The organism is Blastococcus sp. SYSU DS0616, from assembly GCF_054051015.1.
On record NZ_JBJHAJ010000013.1, the window covers coordinates 86,481 to 106,809 of the forward strand.

Sequence of the window (20,329 nt, forward strand, 5' to 3'; positions counted from 1 at the left end):
ACGACGCGCCGCGGGCTGCACCCGGAGGAGTGATCGGCCGGCGCGTCGGGCCGGTCACCGTGGCGTCGCCTTTCGCCGCGTCCAATCGGCTCGTATCCTCGGAGATACCGTCGGCGGGAGCCTCCGACGGAACTGGCTCCGCCCATTTGGAGGTCGACGTGCCGCTCTCCGAGCACGAGCAGCGTCTGCTGGAGCAGATCGAGCGCGCCCTCGTCGATGACGACCCGAAGTTCGCATCCTCGGTCCGCACCGGCGATCGCCGTCAGAAGGCTCGCCGCAAACTGCAACTCGGTGCCCTGCTGGTGCTGGTCGGCCTCGCCGTCCTGGTCGCCGGCGCGGTCGCCGAGTCCGTCCCGCTCGGCGTCCTGGGATTCCTGGTCGCCTTCGGCGGTGCCGCCCTCGGGGTGCTGCACTACCGGGGGGCCACCGGTGCGGTCGAGGCCGCCGGGCCCGCCGGGCCGCGCGGCTCCTCGGCCGCCGGCCGCGGTGGCAAGCGCGGGCGGCAGCCGATGAAGAACCGGCTCGAGGAGCGCTTCCGCCGCCGCTACGACCAGTAGCCCTCGCGCACCGACCTCCCGGCCGCCGTCCGCCCCGGACGGCGGCCGGAGCCGTACCGGGCCCACCGGGCGCCCCGTTCCCGGATCTCGGCCACCAGTGACGCCGGCCACAGCAGCGCCCGCACCCGCACCGCCCGCGGGCGCGCCCCGAGCAGCCCCCGGCGGGCCGTCCGCAGCGCCGCCTGCAGCTCGGCGTCCGGTCGCGCGCTGCCCGGCCGCCCGTAGCTGGCTGCCTCCTCGGCGCGGGCCAGCCGGCGCACGGCCGCCACCGACGACTCCACCGACGGTCCGCCGGGCCCCCGGGTCAGGGTGAGAGCCAGCGCGTCGGCCACCCGGCGCGGGGTCCACGAGGGATGCAGGTGCACGCCCAGGTCCGTGGCGGTGGCGCGCAGCTCCGCCCACGTCCCGCCCCCGGCCAGCCGGCGGCGGCGCTGCAGGGCACGCGCGGAGCCCGGGGCGGCCAGGACGACGGCGCCGAGCGCCAGCAGTCCCGCGCCGATCAGCAGCGGACCCCGGTCGGCCCCGGTCTGCGTCGGGGCGACGACCTGGGGCGCCGCCTGCGGGAGGCGGTCCGTCCGGGGGGCCGCCGGCGGAGGCGCCACCGACGGCGCGGGGACGGCCGGTGCGGCGTCCAGCCGCTCCTGCGCCGTGGTCCGCGGCGACCAGGGGAGCTCCACCTGCCGGTCGGCGGCCAGCGGCGTGGGGTCGAAGGGCACCCACCCGATCCCCTGGAACCAGACCTCCACCCAGGCGTGGGCGTCGTCGCTGGTGACCAGCCGGGTTCCGTCGGGCGAGACGTCGCCGGGCGTGTACCCCAGCGCCACGCGGGCGGGCAGCCCCGTCTGGCGGACCAGCACCGCCATGGCGCCGGCGTACTGCTCGCAGTAGCCGCGCTTGAGCCGCAGGAAGTCCACCAGGTCGTCGCCGCTGGTGCCGGGGGCGGTGGAGAGGCTGTAGACGAACCCGTTGGACCGGTCGGTCAGGTACGCCTGGATGCGCAGCACGCGCTCGTACGGGGTGCCTGCGCCCTCGGTCAGCCCGGCGACCAGGTCGGTGATCGCCGGGTCCAGCTCGGGCAGCGCGCCGAAGCGCTGCTGCAGGGGGTCGTCCGCGGGGAGCGGGGCCGCGCGCGCGAGCAGCTCGTCGGACGGGCGCGGCTCGATCGCGGTCACCCGGTACGTCAGCCCAGCGGTGGTGATCCCGCGGCCGAACACGGTCCCGGTCGCGTCGTCGAAGCGCCACGCGCCGTCCTCGCCGTCGGTGCGGACCGAGAGGGGGGAGGTCGGCACGGGGAGGAACCGGTCGTCGTGGTCCAGCACCTGCACCTCGGCGACCACCTGGCGGGCCGGCTGGCGGGCCGGCGGCGGAGCGAGGAGGTCGTCCTCGGCGACCGAGACCTCGCCGTCGAGGTTGCTCAGCGACCAGCCCTCCACCGGGTCGTACTCGTCGAGCGCCACCGCGCGCAGGTAGCCGGGGTCCTCCACCGAGGTGTCCACGCGCAGCAGCTCGATCGGCTCGGGCAGGGTCAGCTGCCCCCGCAGCTCCGCCGCCGGGTCCAGGGAGGTCCCCGTGGCCGACCCCGCCCCGCCGCCGAGCCCGGTGGCGAACGAGCCCTCGGGGAGGGTGGGCACCGCGGTGCCCAGGACGGCGCCCGCCGCCACCGCGACCACGCCGATGCGCACGGCGGTGCCACCGCCGGTGGGTCCCTCCAGGGAGCGGCGCTGGTCGGCCCACAGGAGCACGGCGAAGCCGGCGGCCGGCCCGACCAGCGCCACCAGCCCGATGCCGCCGGTCACCGTCGCCACGGGCACGCACACCAGGGGGAGCAGCGCGGCCCCGGCCACCGCCGCCTGCCGCACGGTGACCGCCAGCAGGTCCACCGCGACGGCCACCAGCCCGACGAACAAGGTGGTGAGGGCGAGCAGGCCGGTCAGCGGGAGCGCGGGCGTGGCCTGCTCCTGGATCTCGGCCGCCCCCGCCCCGAAGACCTCGGCGAGCCGGGCCAGCGCGGCCGGCGTGGGCAGCACCCCGGCCGGCGCGGCATCCGGCACGAACACGGCCGTGAGCACGCAGACGACGAGGACGAGCTGACCGACCGGCACCACCACGGGGCCCAGCGCCTCGACCGGCCACGAGCGTGTGCGGTCGCCGGCGAGCCGGGCGACCGCCGCGCGCAGCGCCAGGCCGCCGGCCAGCACGGCGACGACGACCGTCACCACCGGTGGCACCCACGCCCGGCTGGTGAAGACGGGGGAGAGCGCCAGCGCGCCGAGCAGGGTCGCTGCCGCGGCGGCGACCGGGGTGCGGACGTCCGTCGCGGTCATGCCGGCGCCCCGACGGGAGTCCCGGTCAGCGCGGCCCACGCCTCGCCGACGTCCTGCCCGGCCGACGCGGTGGTCACCCGCCAGCCGGCCGCGGCGAGGGCGGCGACGGCCTGGTCGCGCTGGGTCGAGAGCGCGTCCAGCGCGGCACCGGTCGCGCTGCGCCGGCCGCGGCCCGGCTCGCCCCAGGTCGCCACGTCCAGCAGCACGGCGAGGCCGGGCACCGGTCCCTGGCGCAGCCGCACGAGGTCGGCCACGTCGTCGGGTCCGACCGCGCCCAGCAGGCAGATCAGCGGCCCGTCGCCGGCGGCGCGGCACGCGGCCGACGCGGCGTCGGACAGGTCGCCGACCCGGGAGGCCCCGACGACGGCCAGCCGGTCCAGGAGCTCCTCGGCGCCGAGCGCCGCGGCGCCGGGATCGGGCGTCAGCTCCCCGGTGCTGGTCACGACCCGCAGCCGGGCGCCGCGCCGGGCCAGCGCGACCCCGATGCTGGCCGCCGCCTCGACCAGCCACTCCAGGCTGTCGGCGGGTGGCTGGTCGTCGCCCGGCGGCCCCGGAGCGCGCCGGGAGGCGTCCCACGCCGGAGCCAGCAGGTGCGCGCGCGCCCGGGTGTCCAGCAGCAGGGTGCCCTGGGCGCGCCACGGTTGTTCCTCGAGCCGCACCATGAGCTCGCCGGTGCGCGCGCTCGCCCGCCAGTGCACCCTGCGCAGGTCGTCACCGCGCCGGTACTCGCGGACGCTGACGTCGTCGTCGCCGTGGACGGCGAACGCGCGGTGCGTGCCGTCGTCGCCACCCCGGCCGCCACCCGGGCCACCGCGCCCCAGCGGTCGGACGCGGGGCACCACGACCAGGGGAGCGGTGTCGGAGCCGACGGCGGTGCGCTCGACCAGGCCGAACGGGTCGACGACCCGCAGCCGCAGCGGCCCCAGCTGGTAGCGGCCGCGGTGTCGACCGACCAGCCGGTACCTGACGGTGGTGCCGGCGCCCGGGGCCAGGCCGGCCACCGTGAACCGGTGCGAGCGGCCCAGCGCCGCCGGCAGCTGCTCGGTCAGCAGCCAGAGCCCGCCGCGCCGCGCGTCGGCGTTCTGCAGCTGCAGCTCGACCTCGGCCGGCGTGCCGCGCGGCACCCGTTGCGGGGTGACGGTGCGCCGGGTGGTGACCCGGAACCGCCCCCGCGCCACGCTGACGGCGGCGAGCAGCGGCAGGACCAGGACGAAGGCGGCCAGCTGCACCAGCGACCGCTCGCCGAGCACCGCCCCCACCAGCCCGAGCGTCAGGCCCCCGGCGAGGAGGCAGCGGCCGCGGGTCGTGAGGGCCCCGACGGACCGGCCGGGAACGCCGCGCACGCTCAGCGCCCGCGGAAGACCGGCACGGAGGCCACCAGCGAGGCCACCACCTGCTCGGCGCTGCGCCGGCCGACCACGGCCTCCCCGCTGAGCAGGAGGCGGTGGGCCAGCACCGGCACGGCGAGGGCCTGGACGTCGTCGGGCAGCACGTGGTCACGCCCGTCGAGGGCGGCGGAGGCGCGGGCGGCCCGCAGGAGCTGCAGGCCGGCGCGCGGGGAGGCGCCCAGGCGCAGGTCGGGTGACCGGCGGGTGGCCTCGACCAGGGCGACGACGTACCGGCGGACGGCCTCGGCGACGTGCACCCGGCCCACGGCGGCGACCAGGGACCGGACGAGGGTGGCGTCGGCCACCGGGCGCAGGGCGGTCAGCGGGTCGGCGGTGGAGCGGTCGTCGAGCATGGCCAGCTCCGCGGCCGGATCGGGATACCCCATGGACACGCGGGCGGTGAACCGGTCGCGCTGGGCCTCGGGGAGGGGGTAGGTGCCTTCCATCTCCAGCGGGTTCTGCGTGGCCATGACCAGGAACGGGCGGGCCAGCTGGTAGCTCACGCCGTCGACGGTGACCTGCCGCTCCTCCATGCACTCCAGCAGCGCCGACTGGGTCTTGGGGGAGGCGCGGTTGATCTCGTCGGCCACGACCAGGTTGGCGAAGATCGCCCCCGGCTTGAACTCGAACGCCCGGGTCTCCTGGTCGTAGACAGCCACCCCCGTCACGTCGCTCGGCAGCAGGTCGGGCGTGAACTGGATGCGCCGGACGCTGGCGTCGACGGCGCCGGCCAGCGCCTTGGCCAGCGTGGTCTTGCCGACCCCGGGCACGTCCTCGATCAGCAGGTGGCCCTCGGCCAGCAGCACGACCAGTGCCAGCCGGACGACGTCCTCCTTGCCCTGGACGACGCGGCTGACCGCGGCCGCGATGCGTGCGCCCTCCGCGGCGACGTCGACCGACGCGTCGGCCGTCCCGTCGGCGGACCGTGTCGCCTCCGTCACCGCTCCACCGTACGTGCGCAGTCGACCCCCCGTCCCGGGCGCGGATCACGGTGCTCCGCGACCCCGGTCGCGAGGGCGTTCCGCGAGGTGGGGGCGGTGGGTCACGACACGGCCTCAGGTGGTGTCCAGTGGGGGCCAGTGGGTTACTGTGTCGCCTGGTGGGGAGGCAGGGTCCCGTCCGGGGGAGCTGCAGAGCCATGGGAGGACCGATGCAGGGGGTGATCCGGTGTTCGTCGGCAGCTACCAGTTGCGCCTCGACGAAAAGGGCCGGCTCGCCCTCCCCGTCCGCTTCCGCGACCAGGTGGCCGACGGCATGGTGATCAAGAAGGGCCAGGAACGCTGCATCTACGGGCTGACGATGGCCCGGGTCGCCGAGCAGAGCGCCGCGATGGCCGCCATGGCACCCTCCGACACCGCCGCGGCGCGCATGCGCGCCCGCATGAGCTTCGGCTCGATGGTGGAGCTGGAGCCGGACAAGACGGGCCGCATCACCATCCCCGCGAGCCTGCGCGAGTACGCCCACCTGGACCGCGACGTCGTCGTCGTCGGCGTGGACACCCGCTTCGAGATCTGGGACTCCGCGACCTGGGACGCCTACGTGGCCGAGCAGGAGGCCGCCTTCGCCGACATGGAGAGCGAGGGGATGCCGACGCTGTCGTGATCCCGGGATCGCCCCACCCGCTCCCACCGGCCTCCGCGACGCACCCGTTCGAGCCGCCTTCCCCGCGGCTCGACCGGACCGGGCCCCAGCCGCCTTCCCCGCGGCTCGGTCCCACGAGGAGGACCGCACGGATCAGCGGGCCGGCCCCTCGCCGGCAGGGGGTGACCCACCGGCCCCGCGGAACCCCACCTGACGCTCTTCCCCGACGCCAGGCGGAGCCGCGGGGCCGGACACCCCCCGGATCCGGCCTCCCGCCGCCCCACTGCGCTCCACCGGCCCCACTGCGCCCCACCCACCCCACCGCGCCCCACCCACCTCCTGCCCCCCACCCGCCCGATCCCGCACGCCCCCGCTTCCGCGTCCCCCAGCGGCCGCCCGCGGCGCGGCACCATCGCGGGACCCGTCAGGACCACTCGAGAGGCAGCAGACGATGAGCAGCACCGGACCTGCCGCGGCCCCGGGGCCCGGGCAGCCCCCGGTGCACGTGCCGGTGCTGCTGGACCGGGTCCTCGAGCTCCTCGGCCCGGCGTGCGCCGCCGACGGTGCCGTGATGGTCGACGCGACGCTGGGGCTGGCCGGCCACACCCTCGCGATGCTCGAGGCGCACCCGGGGTTGCGGGTCGTCGGGCTGGACCGCGACCCGGACGCCCGCGCCGAGGCCACCCGACGGATCGAGGCCGCCGGGCACGCCGGGCGCGTGACGGTCGTGCCCGCCGTCTTCGACGAGCTCCCCGAGGTGCTCGACCGGCTCGGCATCGACGAGGTCCAGGGCGTCCTGTTCGACCTCGGGGTCTCCTCGCTCCAGCTCGACCGGCCCGGCCGGGGGTTCAGCTACTCCACCGACGCCCCGCTCGACATGCGCATGGACCCGGGCGCGCCCCGGACGGCAGCCGACGTCGTGAACACCTACCCGCCGAAGGACCTCGCGCGCGTACTGCGGGTCTACGGCGAGGAGCGGTTCGCCTCGCGGATCGCCGCCGCCATCGACCGCGAGCGGGCCCGCGAGCCGTTCACGGGCACCGCCCGGCTGGCCGAGCTCGTCCGCGAGTCCATCCCCGCGGCCACCCGGCGGACCGGTGGCCACCCCGCGAAGCGGACGTTCCAGGCCCTGCGCATCGAGGTCAACGACGAGCTCGGCGCGCTGGAGCGTGCCCTCCCTGCCGCGATCGACGCCCTCGCCGTGGGCGGTCGCGTCGCCGTCATCACCTTCCACTCCTTGGAGGACCGGATCGTGAAGCAGACCCTGGCCGCGGGAGCCGCGGATCGCACCCCGCCGGAGCTGCCGGTGCCGCTCCCGGAGCACGGGCCGGTGCTGCGCCTGCTCACCCGCGGTGGCGAGGCCCCCGGGCCGGAGGAGACGGCCGGCAACTCCCGGGCGGCGTCGGCCCGGGTGCGGGCGGCCGAGCGCATCCGGCGGGCGGCATGACCCGGGCCGCCGCCGTGCGCACGCCCCTGCCGCGCGCCACGGCTCCCCGCACCCCCCACGCCCGCACCGCTCCCTCCCGGGCCACCGGTCCGGCTCCGCGCACCTCGCCGTCGGGTGCGCGCGGCACCGGCCGGGCCACGCCCCGCCCGGAGCTGCGGCTGGTACCGACCGGTGCCGCCGCCCGGCCGCGCCGGAGGGTGCGGAGCGCCGCGCGTTCCCGCAAGGCGCCGTTCGTCCTCCTGGTCGTCGCGCTCCTCGCGCTCACCACCCTCGGGCTGCTGGTGCTCAACACCGCCATCGCGGTGGACAGCCTGAAGGCGACCCAGATGCGCGGCGAGAACGCCGCGCGTGCCCAGGAGGTGCAGCGGCTGGAGCAGCTCGTGGTGGCCGGCAACACCCCTGCGGACGTCGCGCGGGCGGCGGTGGAGGCCGGGCTGGTCCCGGCCGGGGTCGCCGGCTACCTAGTGCTCGGCCCCGACGGCACCACGACGCTGCGCGGTGCACCCGAGCCCGCTCCCGCTCCCGAGCCCGCGCCCGAGCCCGAGCCCGCGCCGCCGGGCGGGAACTGACCCGTGCCGAGCAGCGTCCGCGGACCCGGCGCCCGCGCCCCCCGCCCGTCCCCGGCCGGCCGGGGGGAGACCGGGCCGTTCGTCCCCCGTCGCATCCCCGGTACCCGGCGCAGCGGTGCCGGGCTGTCGGTCGAGCAGCGCGGCCGCCGCAACCGGTGGGGGCTGGCCGTCCTGATCACCCTCCTCGTCGTCGTCGTCGGACGGCTGGTGGTGCTCCAGGGCATCGACGGCGGCTCCTACGCCAGCGCGGCGGAGCAGGACCGGCTGCGCACCATCCCGCTGGCGGCGATCCGCGGCCAGATCCTCGACCGGGACGGCGACCCGCTCGCCTACACCGTCGACGCCTCGAAGGTCGTGGCGGACCCGACCGTGGTCCGGGACCCGGCGCGCACCGCGCTCGCCCTCACCACGCTGCTCGACGTCCCGGTGCCCGAGCTCACCGAGAAGCTCTCCGCCGACAGCCGGTACGTGGTCCTGGCCACCCAGATCGCCCCGGAGACGGCCGACGCGGTCGCGGAGCTGGAGCTCGCCGGCGTCTACCTCCGGGACGACCCGGTGCGGCTCTACCCGTCCGGGGCGGTGGGCGGCCAGGTGGTCGGCTTCGTCGGACGCGAGGGCAACGGGCTGGCCGGCATCGAGCAGGTCTTCGAGGACCAGCTCTCCGGTTCGCCGGGGGAGCGGACCGTGGAGGTGGGCAGCGGCGGTCACCCGATCCCCTCGGGCATCGACGAGGTCACCGAGGCCGTCGACGGCCGGGACGTCACCCTCACCCTCGACCAGGACCTGCAGTTCGTCACCGAGGAGCGGCTGGGGCAGGCCTGTGCCGACGGCGCGACCACCCGGGCCTCGGCGGTGGTCCTGGAGGTGGCGACCGGACGCGTCGCGGCCATGGGCTCCTGCCCCGGGTACGACCCGGGCAGCTACGCCACGACCGACCCCGCCCTGCTGGGCAACCCCGTGGTCTCCGACGTGTTCGAGCCCGGCTCGGTCATGAAGGCGGTGACGCTCGCGGCCGCCGTCGAGGAGGGCGTCGCGACGCCCGACCGGGTGCTGACCGTCGACGGCCAGACCGAGGCCGGCGACCGCGTCGTCAAGGACGCGCACAACCACGACCCCGTCGACTGGACCGTCACCGGCATCCTGGCCAAGTCCAGCAACGTCGGCACGATCATGCTGGCCCGCGAGGTCGGTGACGAGAAGCTCGAGGAGTACCTGCGGGCGTTCGGCGTCGGTGAGAAGACCGGCATCGAGCTGCCCGGCGAGAGCCGCGGCATCCTCCAGGAATCGGGCGAGTGGAGCGAGGTGCGGGCCGCCAACGTGGCCATCGGCCAGGGCGTCTCGGTGACCACGCTGCAGATGGCCTCGGTCTACCAGGCGATCGCCAACGGCGGGGTGCGGGTGGAGCCCCGGATCGTGTCGTCGGTGACCGGCGCCGACGGCCGCCCCACGTCGCCCGGGGAGCCGGCCCGGACGCGCGTCGTGAGCGAGTCCACCGCCGAGCAGATGGCCTACATGCTCGAGGCCGTCGTCGGCACGGGCGGCACCGCGCCGCTGGCCCAGGTCGAGGGCTTCCGGGTGGCCGGCAAGACCGGCACCGCGCAGCGCGCCAACCCCGAGTGCAACTGCTACGCCGGCGGCGGCTACGTGACCACGTTCGTCGGGTTCGCCCCGGCGGACGACCCGCAGTACGTCGTCGCGGTGGACCTGGAGCGACCCACCAGCTCGGCCGAGGGCGGCCAGGTGGCCGCGCCCGTGTTCGCCGACATCATGCGGGCCGCGCTCATGGCCGACGGTGTCGTGCCGTCGGGCACCGCGCGCCCCGAGTTCACCCTGACCGGCGCGCCCTGAGGAAGGACCCCGCTGCCCCCCACCGCTCGCGAGCTCGTGGCGGGGCCCTGCAGCGGCGCCCGGGCGCGGTGACGCCGTGCGGACATCCGCCGCCGGTAGATTGGAGTCCCGTGACCCCGACCGACCCCGGGACGGCCCCGCGGCCGACGGGGAACCGCCCGCTGTCCCTCGCCCGGCTGGCCGACCTGATCGGCGCGCCCGAGGGCTCCGCCGCCGACGTCGCCGTCTCCGGGCTCACGCTGGCGTCCGGCGAGGTGCGCCCCGGCTTCCTGTACGCCGCCCTTCCCGGCGCCCGCACGCACGGCGTGCGCTACGCGGCCGACGCCGCCGCCCGGGGCGCCGTGGCGCTGCTCACGGACCCGGCCGGCCGGGCCGACGCGCTGGCGACCGGCCTGCCGGTGTGCGTCGTCGACGACCCACGGCAGGTGCTCGGGGCCGTCGCCGACCGCGTCTACGGGGAGCCCAGCCGCCGGCTCACCGTCCTGGGGATCACCGGCACCAACGGCAAGACGACGACGAGCTACCTGGTCGAGGCGGGGCTGACCGCCGCCGGGCGGGCCACCGGCCTGATCGGCACGGTCCAGACCCGGACCCGCTCCGCGGACGGCACCGTCAGCGCCCTCCCGAGCGTCCGCACCACCCCGGAGGCGCCCGCCCTGCACGCGCTGCTCGCCGGCATGGCCGACGCCGGGGTGTCCGCCGTCGTCATGGAGGTCTCCAGCCACGCGCTGGTCCAGGGGCGGGTGGGCGGTGTGCGGTTCGCCGCGGCCGGGTTCACCAACCTGGGCCGGGACCACCTGGACTTCCACCGCGACATGGAGGACTACTTCCAGGCCAAGGCGCTGCTGTTCGACGGCCGGGCCGACGTGGAGGTCGTCGACGTCGACGACGCCTACGGCCGCCGGCTGGCGGCCCGGGCCGACCGCCCGCGGCCGGTCACCGTCGCCAGCAGCGAGGGGGCGGTGGCCGACTGGACCGCCTCGGACGTGGCCACGGCGCCCGGAGGTGGCTCGACCTTCACGCTGCACGGGCCCGGGGGCCGGAGCTGGCCGGCGCGGCTGCGGCTGCCCGGCAGGTTCAACGTGGCCAACGCGGTGCTGGCGGTGGCCCTGCTGGACGGCATCGGCGTCGCCGTCGAGGACGCGCTCACCGGGCTCGCCGCCACCGTGGTCCCGGGGCGCATGGAGCCGGTGGAGGCCGGCCAGCCCTTCGTCGCCGTCGTCGACTACGCGCACACCCCCGACGCCGTGCGCACCGCGCTCGCGGCCCTGCGGGGCGCCACCCCCGGGCGGCTGATCACCGTGCTCGGGTGCGGTGGTGACCGGGACCCGGGCAAGCGCCCGGAGATGGGCCGGGTGGCCGCCGAGGGCAGCGACGTGCTGGTGGTCACCGACGACAACCCGCGGTCGGAGGACCCGGCCGGCATCCGCGCCGCGGTGCTCGCCGGGGCCCGGGAGGTGCCGGCCGACCGTCGCGCGGAGGTGCTCGAGGTGGGGGACCGCCGCGCCGCCCTGGCGACGGCGGTGCGGCTGGCGGAGGCCGGCGACACCCTGCTGGTCGCCGGCAAGGGGCACGAGACGGGCCAGGAGGTGGCCGGCACGGTGCACCCGTTCGACGACCGCACGCAGCTGCTCGAGGTGCTCGCCGGCTCGGGGACGCCGGCATGATCCGGCTGTCGCTGGCCGAGGTGGCGGAGCTGACCGGAGGACGGCTGTCGGTCCCGTCCGACGGCGCGGTCACCGGGAAGGTGACCCTGGACTCCCGCGCGGTCGCCGCGGGCGACCTCTTCGTCGCCGTGGTGGGGGAGCGGGCCGACGGTCACGACTTCCTGGGGGCGGCGGCGGCCGCCGGCGCGGTCGCCGCGCTCGCCACGCGCCCGGATCCGGCCCTCCCGTGCGTCGTCGTCGACGACCCGGTCGACGCGCTCGGCCGCCTCGCCGCCGGCGTCCACGTGCGGCTGACCGCCGCGGGCGTGCGCACGCTGGCCATCACCGGCTCGTCGGGGAAGACCTCCACCAAGGACCTCCTCGGCCAGGTCCTCGCCTCGGCCGGCCCCACGGTGAGCCCGCCGGGCTCCTACAACAACGACATCGGCCTGCCGCTGACCGTGCTCTCCGCCGACGTCACGACCCGGTTCCTCGTGCTCGAGATGGGCGCGCGCGGGCCGGGGCACATCGCCCGCCTGTGCCGGGTGGCCCGGCCCGAGGTCGGGATCGTCCTCAACGTGGGCTCGGCCCACCTGGGCGAGTTCGGCAGCGCCGACGGCATCGCGCAGGCCAAGGGGGAGCTCGTGGAGGCGCTGCCCCCCGAGGGGACCGCCGTCCTCAACGCCGACGACGCGCGGGTGCTCGGCATGGCCGGCCGCACGCGCGCCCGGGTGCTGACCACGGGCCGCGCCGCGCAGGCCGCGGTCCGCGCCGTCGACGTCGGGCTGGACGAGAACGCCCGCGCCCGCTTCACGCTGGTCGCCGGGGGCGAGCGCCACCCGGTGGCGCTGCGGGTGGTCGGCGAGCACCAGGTCGCCAACGCGCTGTCGGCGGCCGGCGCCGCGCTGGCCGTGGGCCTCGCCCCGGCCGCCGTCGCCGCGGCGCTGTCGGCAGCGGAGAGCCGCAGCCGATGGCGCATGGAGGTCGACCGGCGGGCCGACGGCGTCACCGTCGTCAACGACGCCTACAACGCCAACCCCGAGTCGATGCGCGCGGCGCTGGCGGCGCTGACCGGGCTGCCGGGGGAGCGGCGCATCGCCGTCCTGGGGGGCATGGCCGAGCTGGGGCCGGACGCCGCCGCCGAGCACGAGCGGCTGGGCCGCGACGCGGCCGCGGCAGGGGTCGACCTGGTCGTTGCCGTCGGCGCCGATGCGGTAGGCATAGCGGAAGGCGCGGCCGCCGCAGGGCGGCGCGCAGGGGAGGAGTCGGTGCACGTGCCGGACCGGGGCGCTGCCCTCGCGTGGCTCACGGAGGTGCTGCGCCCGGGGGACGTCGTCCTCGTGAAGGCCAGTCGCTCCTACGGCCTGGAGCTGCTCGCGGCCGATCTGCTGGGCGGTGCCGCGCAGTGAGGAGCGTCCTCATCGCCGCGGCCGTCGGTCTGATCATCTCGATCCTCCTGACGCCGCTGGCCATCCGGGCCTTCCGCCGGCAGGGCCTGGGTCAGGAGATCCGCGACGACGGCCCCGAGAGCCACCTGTCGAAGAAGGGCACGCCCACGATGGGCGGCACCGTCATCGTGGGTGCCACCGTGGTCGGCTACGTCGCCGCCCACCTGGTGTTCGTCGGCGAGTCCGGCTGGGGCTTCAGCGCCACCGGGCTGCTGCTGCTGTTCCTCATGGTCGGCATGGGCACCGTCGGATTCCTCGACGACTACCTGAAGATCCGGCACCGGCGCAGCCTGGGGCTGAACAAGACGGCCAAGCTGGTGGGGCAGCTCGTCGTCGGTGTCACCTTCGCGGTGCTGGCGATCAACTTCCCGGACGGGAACGACGTCACCCCGGCGTCGACGGTCGTCTCCTACGTCCGCGACATCGCGCCGCTGGCCCTCGGGCCGATCGCGTTCGTGATCCTGGCCTACCTGTTCATCGCCGGGTTCTCCAACGCGGTGAACCTGACCGACGGGCTGGACGGGCTGGCCGCCGGCGCCTCGGCGATGGTGCTGGCGTCCTACATCGTCATCTCGTTCTGGCAGTTCACCCACGACTGCGCCAACGAGCTGATCGAGGGCTGCTACACCGTCCGGGATCCGCTCGACGTGACCCTCGTGGCCGCGGCGGGCATGGGGGCGTGCCTGGGCTTCCTGTGGTGGAACACCAGCCCGGCCCGCATCTTCATGGGCGACACCGGCTCGCTCGCCCTCGGTGGGCTCCTCTCGGGCCTGGCGATCGTCACCCGCACCGAGCTGCTCCTCGTCGTCCTCGGCGGGCTGTTCGTCGCGGTGACGCTGTCGGTGATCATCCAGGTGGCCTTCTTCCGGGCCACCCGGCGGCGGGTCTTCCGCATGGCACCGCTGCACCACCACTTCGAGCTCGCCGGCTGGACCGAGAACACCGTGATCGTGCGGTTCTGGCTGGTCACCGGCATGGCGGTCGCCTTCGGTCTCGGGCTGTTCTACGCCGACTGGCTGAACTTCGTGGGCCTGTGAGCGTGGCTGCCCCGGCGGTTGCCGGCCGCACCGTCCTCGTCGCCGGGCTGGGCGTCTCGGGCGCCGCAGCCGCGCGGGTGCTGCTGCGCTCCGGCACCCGGGTGCTGCTCGCCGACGCCGCCCGGCCGGAGGTGGTCGACGAGCTGACCGGCGCCGGCGCGGAGTGGCTCGGCGCCACCGAGGCGCTGCCCGGGGGCGTCGACCTCGTCGTCACCTCCCCGGGCTGGCGGCCGGACGCCCCGCTGCTGGTCGACGCCGCGGCTCGCGGGGTCGAGGTGATCGGCGAGCCGGAGCTGGCCTGGCGGCTGCGCATCGCCGGCCCGGGCGGGGAACCGGCACCGTGGCTCGCCGTCACCGGCACCAACGGCAAGACGACGACGGTCACCATGCTGGAGGCGATCCTCATCGCCGCCGGCCACCGCGCCGTGGCGGCCGGCAACGTCGGGCGTCCGCTGGTCGAGGTGGTCACCGCGCGGGACGCCGACGGCGCCCCCGCCTACGACGTCATCGCCGTGGAGCTCTCCAGCTTCCAGCTGCACTGGTCCTCGTCGCTCGCACCCGCCGCCGCTGCCGTGCTCAACGTCGCGGACGACCACACCGACTGGCACGGCTCCTTCGCCGCCTACCGCGACGCGAAGGCCCGCATCCTCGAGCGCGCCCCGGTCGCCGTCGCCGACGCCGGCAACGCGGTGGCCGCCGCACTCGTGGCCGCCCATCCCCGCCCGGTCACCGTGACCCTGGGCGAGCCGGCGCCGGGCCAGCTCGGCGTGCGCGCCGGCGCGCTGGTCGACCGGGCGTTCGCCGTCGACGCGGCGGGGGAGCACCTGCTCACGCGCGGGGACCTACCGGTACCGGGGCCGCACAACACGGTCAACGCCCTGGCCGCCGCGGCGCTGGCCCGCGCGATCGGGGTGCCGGCCGAGGCGGTCGCCCGAGGGCTCGCCCGCTTCCGGGGCGGCGCGCACCGCAACGTGCTGGTCGCCACCGTCGACGGCGTCGACTACGTCGACGACAGCAAGGCGACCAACCCGCACGCCGCCGGAGCATCGCTGGCGGCCTACCCCCGGGTGGTCTGGGTCGCCGGCGGCCTGCTCAAGGGCGCCGACGTCGACCCGCTCGTCGCGGCGGTCGCGCCCCGGCTCGCGGGAGTGGTCCTGCTGGGCCGCGACCGCGCGCAGGTGGCCACCTCGCTGGCGCGACACGCCCCGTCGGTCCCCGTCGTCGAGGTCCCGAGCGGCGACGATGACGGGGTGGGTGGGACTGGTGTGACGGCAGAGGCGACGATGGCCCGCGTCGTCGCCGCGGCCCGCGGGCTGGCGCAGCCGGGGGACACCGTGCTGCTGGCCCCGGCCGCTGCGTCCATGGACGTCTTCCGGGACTACGGCCACCGCGGGCGCGCCTTCGCCGACGCGGTGCGCGGGCTGGCGGCCGGGCGATGACGACGACCGAACGCCCGGTGCGGACCCCGCGGCCGGCCCGCGGTCGCGCCCGAGCCTCGGCGCCCCGCACCCCGCCGCGTCGCTGGACCGGCCCCGCCTGGCTCGACGGTCCGCTGACCAGCTGCCACCTCGTGCTGGGCGCCGCCGGGCTGCTCCTGCTCATCGGCCTGGTCATGGTCTTCTCCGCCTCCGCGATCGAGGCGGCGCTGGCGGACCAGCCGGCGTGGGCGCCCGGCGTCAAGCAACTGGTGCTGGCGTGCATCGGCCTGGGCGCGATGGTGGTCGCGATGCGGCTGCCCGTGGGACTGGTGCGCCGCTGGTCACCCATCGCGCTGCTCGTGGTGATCGGCCTGCTGGTCCTCGTGCTGATCCCGGGCATCGGGCTGGAGCGCAACGGGGCCCGGCAGTGGATCCCGCTGGGCGTCACCGACTTCCAGCCGTCGGAGGCGGGCAAGCTGGTCTTCGCGCTGTGGGGCGCGCACGTGATCGCGCTCCGCGAGCGCTACCTGACGACGAAGTCGCTCCTCGTCCCGGTGGTCCCGGTGTTCGCCCTGCTGGCCTTCCTGCTCATCCTCGAGCCCGACTTCGGCGGGGTGGTGAGCCTGGGCCTGGTGCTCGTCGGCCTGCTGTGGGCCGGCGGGATGCCGATGCGCTGGTTCGCCGCATTCGCCGGCGTCGCGCTGGTGGCGATCGTGGTCATGGTGAAGGCGGCGCCGTACCGCATGGCCCGCATCACCGCGTTCCTCGACCCGTTCGCCGATCCCGACCACACCGGCTTCCAGGCGATCCGCGGCATGTACGCGCTGGCGACCGGCGGCCTCTGGGGCGTCGGCCTGGGCAACAGCGCGATGAAGTGGAACATCCTCCCGGAGGCCGAGTCCGACTACATCTTCGCGATCATCGGCGAGGAGCTGGGCTTCCTCGGGTGCCTGGTGGTCGTGACGCTCTACGGGGTCCTGGCCTACGCCGGTTTCCGCATCGCCCGGCGCTCGGCCGATCGGTTCGTCCAGCTGGCCTGCGTCGCGATCACCGTGTGGCTCATCGGGCAGGCGACCATGAACATGGGGTACGTGGTCGGACTCCTGCCGGTGACCGGGGTGACGCTCCCGCTGATCTCGGCGGGCGGCACCTCCTTGATCCTGACCCTCTTCATCGTCGGCCTGCTCGCCCGGTTCGCCCGGTCCGAGCCGGCCGCCATCGAGGCCCTGCGGACCGCCGAGCGCGGCCGCCTGGCCCGCCTGCTCGCGCCCGCCCCGACCGTGGCCGTGGACCAGGTGCGCCCGCGGCGCTCCGCCGCGGGCGACCTCCCCGAGCGGCCGGTGGTGGGCGGCGCCCGCACGCTCCTGCACGCGCGCGGGGCCGAGCCCCGGCGGTCGCCGGCGCCGGCCGGGCGTCCCGGTGCGGCGGGGCGCCCGCGTGCCGCGGTGCGCACCCCGGCAGCGGCGCGGGAGCCCGTGCGCGCCGCCGCCCCGCGGCAGCGACCGGTCGCGCCGCGCGGCGGCCGCCCGGGAAGCGACCGATGACCGCGGTCCGGTCGGTCGTCCTGGCGGGGGGCGGCACTGGCGGGCACATCGAGCCGATGCTGGCCCTCGCCGACGCGCTCCGGCGGCGGGACGGCGGCCTGCGCCTCACCTGCCTCGGCACGGCGCGCGGGATGGAGACCCGGCTGGTGCCCGCCCGCGGTTACGATTTGCGCCTCATCCCGCCCGTGCCGCTGCCGCGCAAGCCCACGCCCGACCTGCTGCGCGTGCCGGGCCGGGTGGTCCGGTCGGTGTCGCAGACCCGTGCGCTGCTCGACGAGCTGGCCGCCGACGTGGTGGTGGGCTTCGGCGGCTACGTGGCCCTCCCGGCCTACCTGGCCGCCCGCCGGGGCAAGGTGCCGGTGGTCGTGCACGAGCAGAACGCCCTGCCGGGGCTGGCCAACCGCGTCGGAGCCCGCATCGCCGCCCGCGTGGCGGTCACGGTGCCCGGCACGCCGCTGCACCGGGGCGAGCACGTCGGCATGCCCCTGCGCCGGGCCATCTCCTCGCTCGACCGGGCCGCCCTCCGGGCGGAGGCGCGGGCGGAGTTCGGGCTGGACCCCGACCGGCCGACCCTGCTGGTGTTCGGCGGCTCGCAGGGCGCCGCGTCGCTCAACCGCGCCGCAGTCGCCGCGGCCGACGCGCTGACCGGCGCAGGGGTGCAGGTACTGCACGCCCGCGGGCCCAAGAACACCGACGTCACCGTCCCCGCCCGCGCTGTGGGGCAGGCGCCGTACGTCGTCGTCGACTACCTGGAGCGCATGGACCTCGCCTACGCCGCCGCCGACCTGGCGCTGTGCCGCTCCGGCGCGGTCACCGTGGCCGAACTCTCGGCCGTCGGGCTGCCCGCGGCGTTCGTCCCGCTGCCCATCGGCAACGGCGAGCAGCGGCGCAACGCGCTGCCGGTGATCGAGGCCGGCGGCGGGCTCCTGGTGGAGGACGCCGACCTCGGCCCCGAGTGGATCACCGGCACCCTGCTGCCGCTGCTCACCGACCCGACCGCCCTGGCCGGGCTCGCCCGGCACGCCGCCGCGGCCGGCGTGCCCGACGCCGACGAGCGGCTGGCCGACATCGTCTGCGAGGTGGCGAGCGCATGACTGCCCACTCCGTCGCGGCCTGGACCGGGCCGGTCCCGTCCCTCCCCGAGCTGGGGGCCGTGCACTTCATCGGGATCGGAGGGGCCGGCATGAGCGGGATCGCCCGGATCCTGCTCGCCCGCGGGGTCCCGGTCTCCGGCTCCGACCGGCGGGACAGCCCCACCCTCCTGGCGCTGCGGGCCCTCGGTGCGCGGGTGGAGCTGGGGCACGACGGCGCGCACGTCGGCGAGGCCGACACGGTCGTCGTCTCCACGGCGATCCGGGCGGACAACCCCGAGCTCGCCGCCGCCCGGGAGCAGGGCCTGCGCATCCTCCCCCGGGCGGTCGCCCTGGCCGCGGTGATGGCCGGGCGGCGCAGCGTCGCCGTCGCCGGCACGCACGGGAAGACCTCGACCACCTCGATGCTCACCGTCGCCGCCCAGGCCTGCGGGGTCGACGCCTCCTTCGCGATCGGCGGCAACCTGAACGAGTCGGGCAGCAACGCGCACGCGGGGGAGGGCGACGTCTTCGTCGCCGAGGCCGACGAGAGCGACCGCTCGTTCCTCCTCCTGTCGCCCTTCGCCGCGATCGTCACCAACGTCGAGGCCGACCACCTGGACAACTACGGCGACCTGGCGGCCGTGGAGACCGCGTTCGACCAGTTCCTGCAGACGGTCGACCCCGGCGGTTTCGTGGTGCTCTGCGCCGACGACCCGGGCGCCGCGCGGTTGCGGACGGTGCCCGCCCCGGCGCGGGTGCGCACCTACGGCACGGCCGAGGACGCCGACCTGCGGCTGGTCGACCTTGCGGTCGGCCGCGAGCACACCACGTACACGGCGCTCCTGGGCGGCACCGAGCTCGGCCGGGTGCGGATCCGGGTCCCCGGCGAGCACATGGCGCGCAACAGCGCGGCGGCGCTGCTCGCCGGCCTGGAGCTGGGGCTGCCGGCGGAGGGCCTGATCGAGGGGCTGGGCCGGTTCGGCGGCGTGCACCGCAGGTTCGAGCTCAAGGGGACCGCCGGGGGCGTGCGGGTCTATGACGACTACGCCCACCACCCGACCGAGGTCGCCGCGCAGCTCCGCGCCGCCCGGGCGGTGGCGGGGGAGGGGCGCCTGGTGGTGGCCTTCCAGCCGCACCTCTACAGCCGGACCCAGGAGTTCGCCGAGGGCTTCGGCGCGGCGCTGGGCCTCGCCGACGAGGTCGTGGTCATGGACGTCTACGGCGCCCGGGAGGACCCGGTGCCGGGCGTGACCGGGGCGATGGTGGCCGACGCCGTGCCGCTGCCGGCCGAGCAGGTGTACTTCGAACCGTCCTGGTCGGCCGCCGGGCCGGCGCTGGCGGCCCGGGCCCGTCCCGGGGACCTGGTCATGACGATGGGCGCCGGGGACGTCTCCATGGTGGGGCCCGAGGTGCTCGACGCGCTGCGCGCCGCGGAGGGGACGGCCGGGGAGGGCGACACGGCGGACACCGGTCGGTGAACAGGACCGGCAGCACCACCCGCGATCGGACGCGGCGCAGCCGTGGCCGGGCCGACCGCCCGCCGGCCGACCGCAGGCCTGCCGACCGCCGCGGCGCCCGGGTCACCCCGCTGCCCGATCGGCGTCCGTCGCGGCGGAGCACCCGCCGGCGGCGTTCCCTGCAGGTCGCGACGGCGGTGACGGTCGTGGCCGGGCTCTGCTGGCTGCTGTGGCTGGGCCCGGTGCTGGCGGTCCGCACGGTGCAGGTGGACGGGACGGCGACGCTGTCGGCCGACCAGGTACGCGAGGTGGCGCGGGTGCCCGACGGCGTACCGCTGCTGCGGGTCGACCTGGGCGCCGTCGAGGACCGCGTGTCCCGGCTGCCGCAGGTCCGCGACGTCCAGGCGGCGCGCGGATGGCCCGACCGGATCGTCGTCACCGTCGCCGAGCGGGTGCCGGTGGCCGTCGTCGGCCCGCCCGGCCGGCGGTCGCTGGTCGACGCGGACGGGGTCCTGTTCGACAGCCTCACCGGCCCCGCGCCGCGCGGGGTGGTGCCGCTGGTCGTGACCGATCCGGGACCGGACGACGCCGCGACCCGGGCCGGGCTGGCCGCGATCGGCGCGCTGCCCGGCCGGCTGCGCGAGGACGTCGTCGAGGTCGCCGCCCCCGACGCGGAGTCGATCAGCCTCGCGCTGACCGACGGCACGGTGGTGGCCTGGGGCGGTGCCGAGGAGTCGGCGACCAAGGGCGAGGTGCTCGTCGCGCTGCTGGACCGGATCGCTGACGGCGAGCTCCCACCGGCGGAGCTGATCGACGTCAGCGCGCCGGACGCCGTCGTCCTGCGCTGACCGTGCGGCCGCCCGTGGCGGACCGTCGCCAGGTGGCTGCGCAGCGGCTCGGCTGAGCCGTCCGGGCGACACGCCGGTCGGTGCGACACGCCCGACACGCGCTCCGGCCCCGGATCTTTCTGCTCACCCCGGCCGGTGGGGCCT

Annotated in this window: 16 protein-coding genes; 13 read left to right on the forward strand and 3 right to left on the reverse strand. The window is 76.8% G+C overall.

The features are described 5' to 3' along the window. Positions 1 to 158 precede the first annotated feature (158 nt). Positions 159 to 557, forward strand: coding sequence for a DUF3040 domain-containing protein (locus tag ACI79K_RS11835; RefSeq protein WP_456589476.1), 399 nt, complete (start codon positions 159 to 161; stop codon positions 555 to 557). On the opposite strand, the gene ACI79K_RS11840 is transcribed toward ACI79K_RS11835, so the two are convergent. From ACI79K_RS11840 to ACI79K_RS11850, 3 genes are read right to left on the reverse strand one after another with little or no spacing between them, the layout of a single operon-like run. Beyond that, a complete protein-coding gene (locus tag ACI79K_RS11840) occupies positions 545 to 2,881 on the reverse strand; it encodes a transglutaminase family protein (RefSeq protein ID WP_456599777.1) in 2,337 nt (778 codons plus the stop codon). The genes ACI79K_RS11835 and ACI79K_RS11840 overlap by 13 nt on opposite strands. Next, positions 2,878 to 4,224, reverse strand: coding sequence for a DUF58 domain-containing protein (locus ACI79K_RS11845; protein WP_456599778.1), 1,347 nt, complete (start codon positions 4,222 to 4,224; stop codon positions 2,878 to 2,880). Before ACI79K_RS11845 ends, ACI79K_RS11840 begins: the two co-directional genes overlap by 4 nt. Before the next feature lie 2 nt (positions 4,225 to 4,226). Then, a complete protein-coding gene (locus ACI79K_RS11850; protein ID WP_456589473.1) occupies positions 4,227 to 5,210 on the reverse strand; it encodes an AAA family ATPase in 984 nt (327 codons plus the stop codon). Between the two features lie 226 nt (positions 5,211 to 5,436). Here ACI79K_RS11850 and mraZ point away from each other — a divergent pair, with 226 nt between their 5' ends. The 12 genes from mraZ (at position 5,437) to ACI79K_RS11910 (ending at position 20,185) form a co-directional block, all read left to right on the forward strand. Continuing rightward, positions 5,437 to 5,871 (forward strand): division/cell wall cluster transcriptional repressor MraZ, encoded by a 435-nt coding sequence (gene mraZ / locus ACI79K_RS11855; RefSeq protein WP_456589472.1) that lies wholly within the window; start codon positions 5,437 to 5,439, stop codon positions 5,869 to 5,871. 430 nt (positions 5,872 to 6,301) lie between these two features. Further along, positions 6,302 to 7,297, forward strand: a complete 996-nt coding sequence (gene rsmH / locus ACI79K_RS11860; RefSeq protein WP_456599779.1) for a 16S rRNA (cytosine(1402)-N(4))-methyltransferase RsmH — start codon at positions 6,302 to 6,304, stop codon at positions 7,295 to 7,297. After that, positions 7,294 to 7,866, forward strand: a complete 573-nt coding sequence (locus ACI79K_RS11865) for a hypothetical protein (RefSeq protein ID WP_456599780.1) — start codon at positions 7,294 to 7,296, stop codon at positions 7,864 to 7,866. Before rsmH ends, ACI79K_RS11865 begins: the two co-directional genes overlap by 4 nt. Positions 7,867 to 7,869: 3 nt before the next feature. Next, complete coding sequence (locus ACI79K_RS11870) at positions 7,870 to 9,714, forward strand: peptidoglycan D,D-transpeptidase FtsI family protein (protein WP_456599781.1); 1,845 nt, start codon at positions 7,870 to 7,872, stop codon at positions 9,712 to 9,714. Between the two features lie 110 nt (positions 9,715 to 9,824). Further along, entirely contained in the window at positions 9,825 to 11,381 is a 1,557-nt protein-coding gene (locus ACI79K_RS11875) for a UDP-N-acetylmuramoyl-L-alanyl-D-glutamate--2,6-diaminopimelate ligase (RefSeq protein WP_456589468.1), read from the forward strand. Then, on the forward strand, positions 11,378 to 12,769 hold the full coding sequence (locus tag ACI79K_RS11880) for a UDP-N-acetylmuramoyl-tripeptide--D-alanyl-D-alanine ligase (RefSeq protein ID WP_456599782.1): 1,392 nt from the start codon (positions 11,378 to 11,380) through the stop codon (positions 12,767 to 12,769). Before ACI79K_RS11875 ends, ACI79K_RS11880 begins: the two co-directional genes overlap by 4 nt. Further along, on the forward strand, positions 12,766 to 13,845 hold the full coding sequence (gene mraY / locus ACI79K_RS11885; RefSeq protein WP_456589466.1) for a phospho-N-acetylmuramoyl-pentapeptide-transferase: 1,080 nt from the start codon (positions 12,766 to 12,768) through the stop codon (positions 13,843 to 13,845). The genes ACI79K_RS11880 and mraY overlap by 4 nt, the downstream gene beginning before the upstream one ends. After that, entirely contained in the window at positions 13,842 to 15,284 is a 1,443-nt protein-coding gene (murD, locus tag ACI79K_RS11890; protein WP_456589465.1) for a UDP-N-acetylmuramoyl-L-alanine--D-glutamate ligase, read from the forward strand. Before mraY ends, murD begins: the two co-directional genes overlap by 4 nt. Next, positions 15,281 to 16,807 carry a putative lipid II flippase FtsW gene (gene ftsW / locus ACI79K_RS11895; RefSeq protein ID WP_456589464.1) on the forward strand — a complete coding sequence of 509 codons (1,527 nt, stop codon included), beginning with the start codon at positions 15,281 to 15,283 and terminating at the stop codon, positions 16,805 to 16,807. The genes murD and ftsW overlap by 4 nt, the downstream gene beginning before the upstream one ends. Further along, complete coding sequence (murG, locus tag ACI79K_RS11900) at positions 16,804 to 17,901, forward strand: undecaprenyldiphospho-muramoylpentapeptide beta-N-acetylglucosaminyltransferase (RefSeq protein WP_456589463.1); 1,098 nt, start codon at positions 16,804 to 16,806, stop codon at positions 17,899 to 17,901. Before ftsW ends, murG begins: the two co-directional genes overlap by 4 nt. Beyond that, complete coding sequence (murC, locus tag ACI79K_RS11905) at positions 17,898 to 19,358, forward strand: UDP-N-acetylmuramate--L-alanine ligase (protein WP_456599783.1); 1,461 nt, start codon at positions 17,898 to 17,900, stop codon at positions 19,356 to 19,358. The genes murG and murC overlap by 4 nt, the downstream gene beginning before the upstream one ends. Next, positions 19,355 to 20,185 (forward strand): cell division protein FtsQ/DivIB, encoded by an 831-nt coding sequence (locus tag ACI79K_RS11910; RefSeq protein WP_456589461.1) that lies wholly within the window; start codon positions 19,355 to 19,357, stop codon positions 20,183 to 20,185. The genes murC and ACI79K_RS11910 overlap by 4 nt, the downstream gene beginning before the upstream one ends. Positions 20,186 to 20,329: the final 144 nt, after the last annotated feature.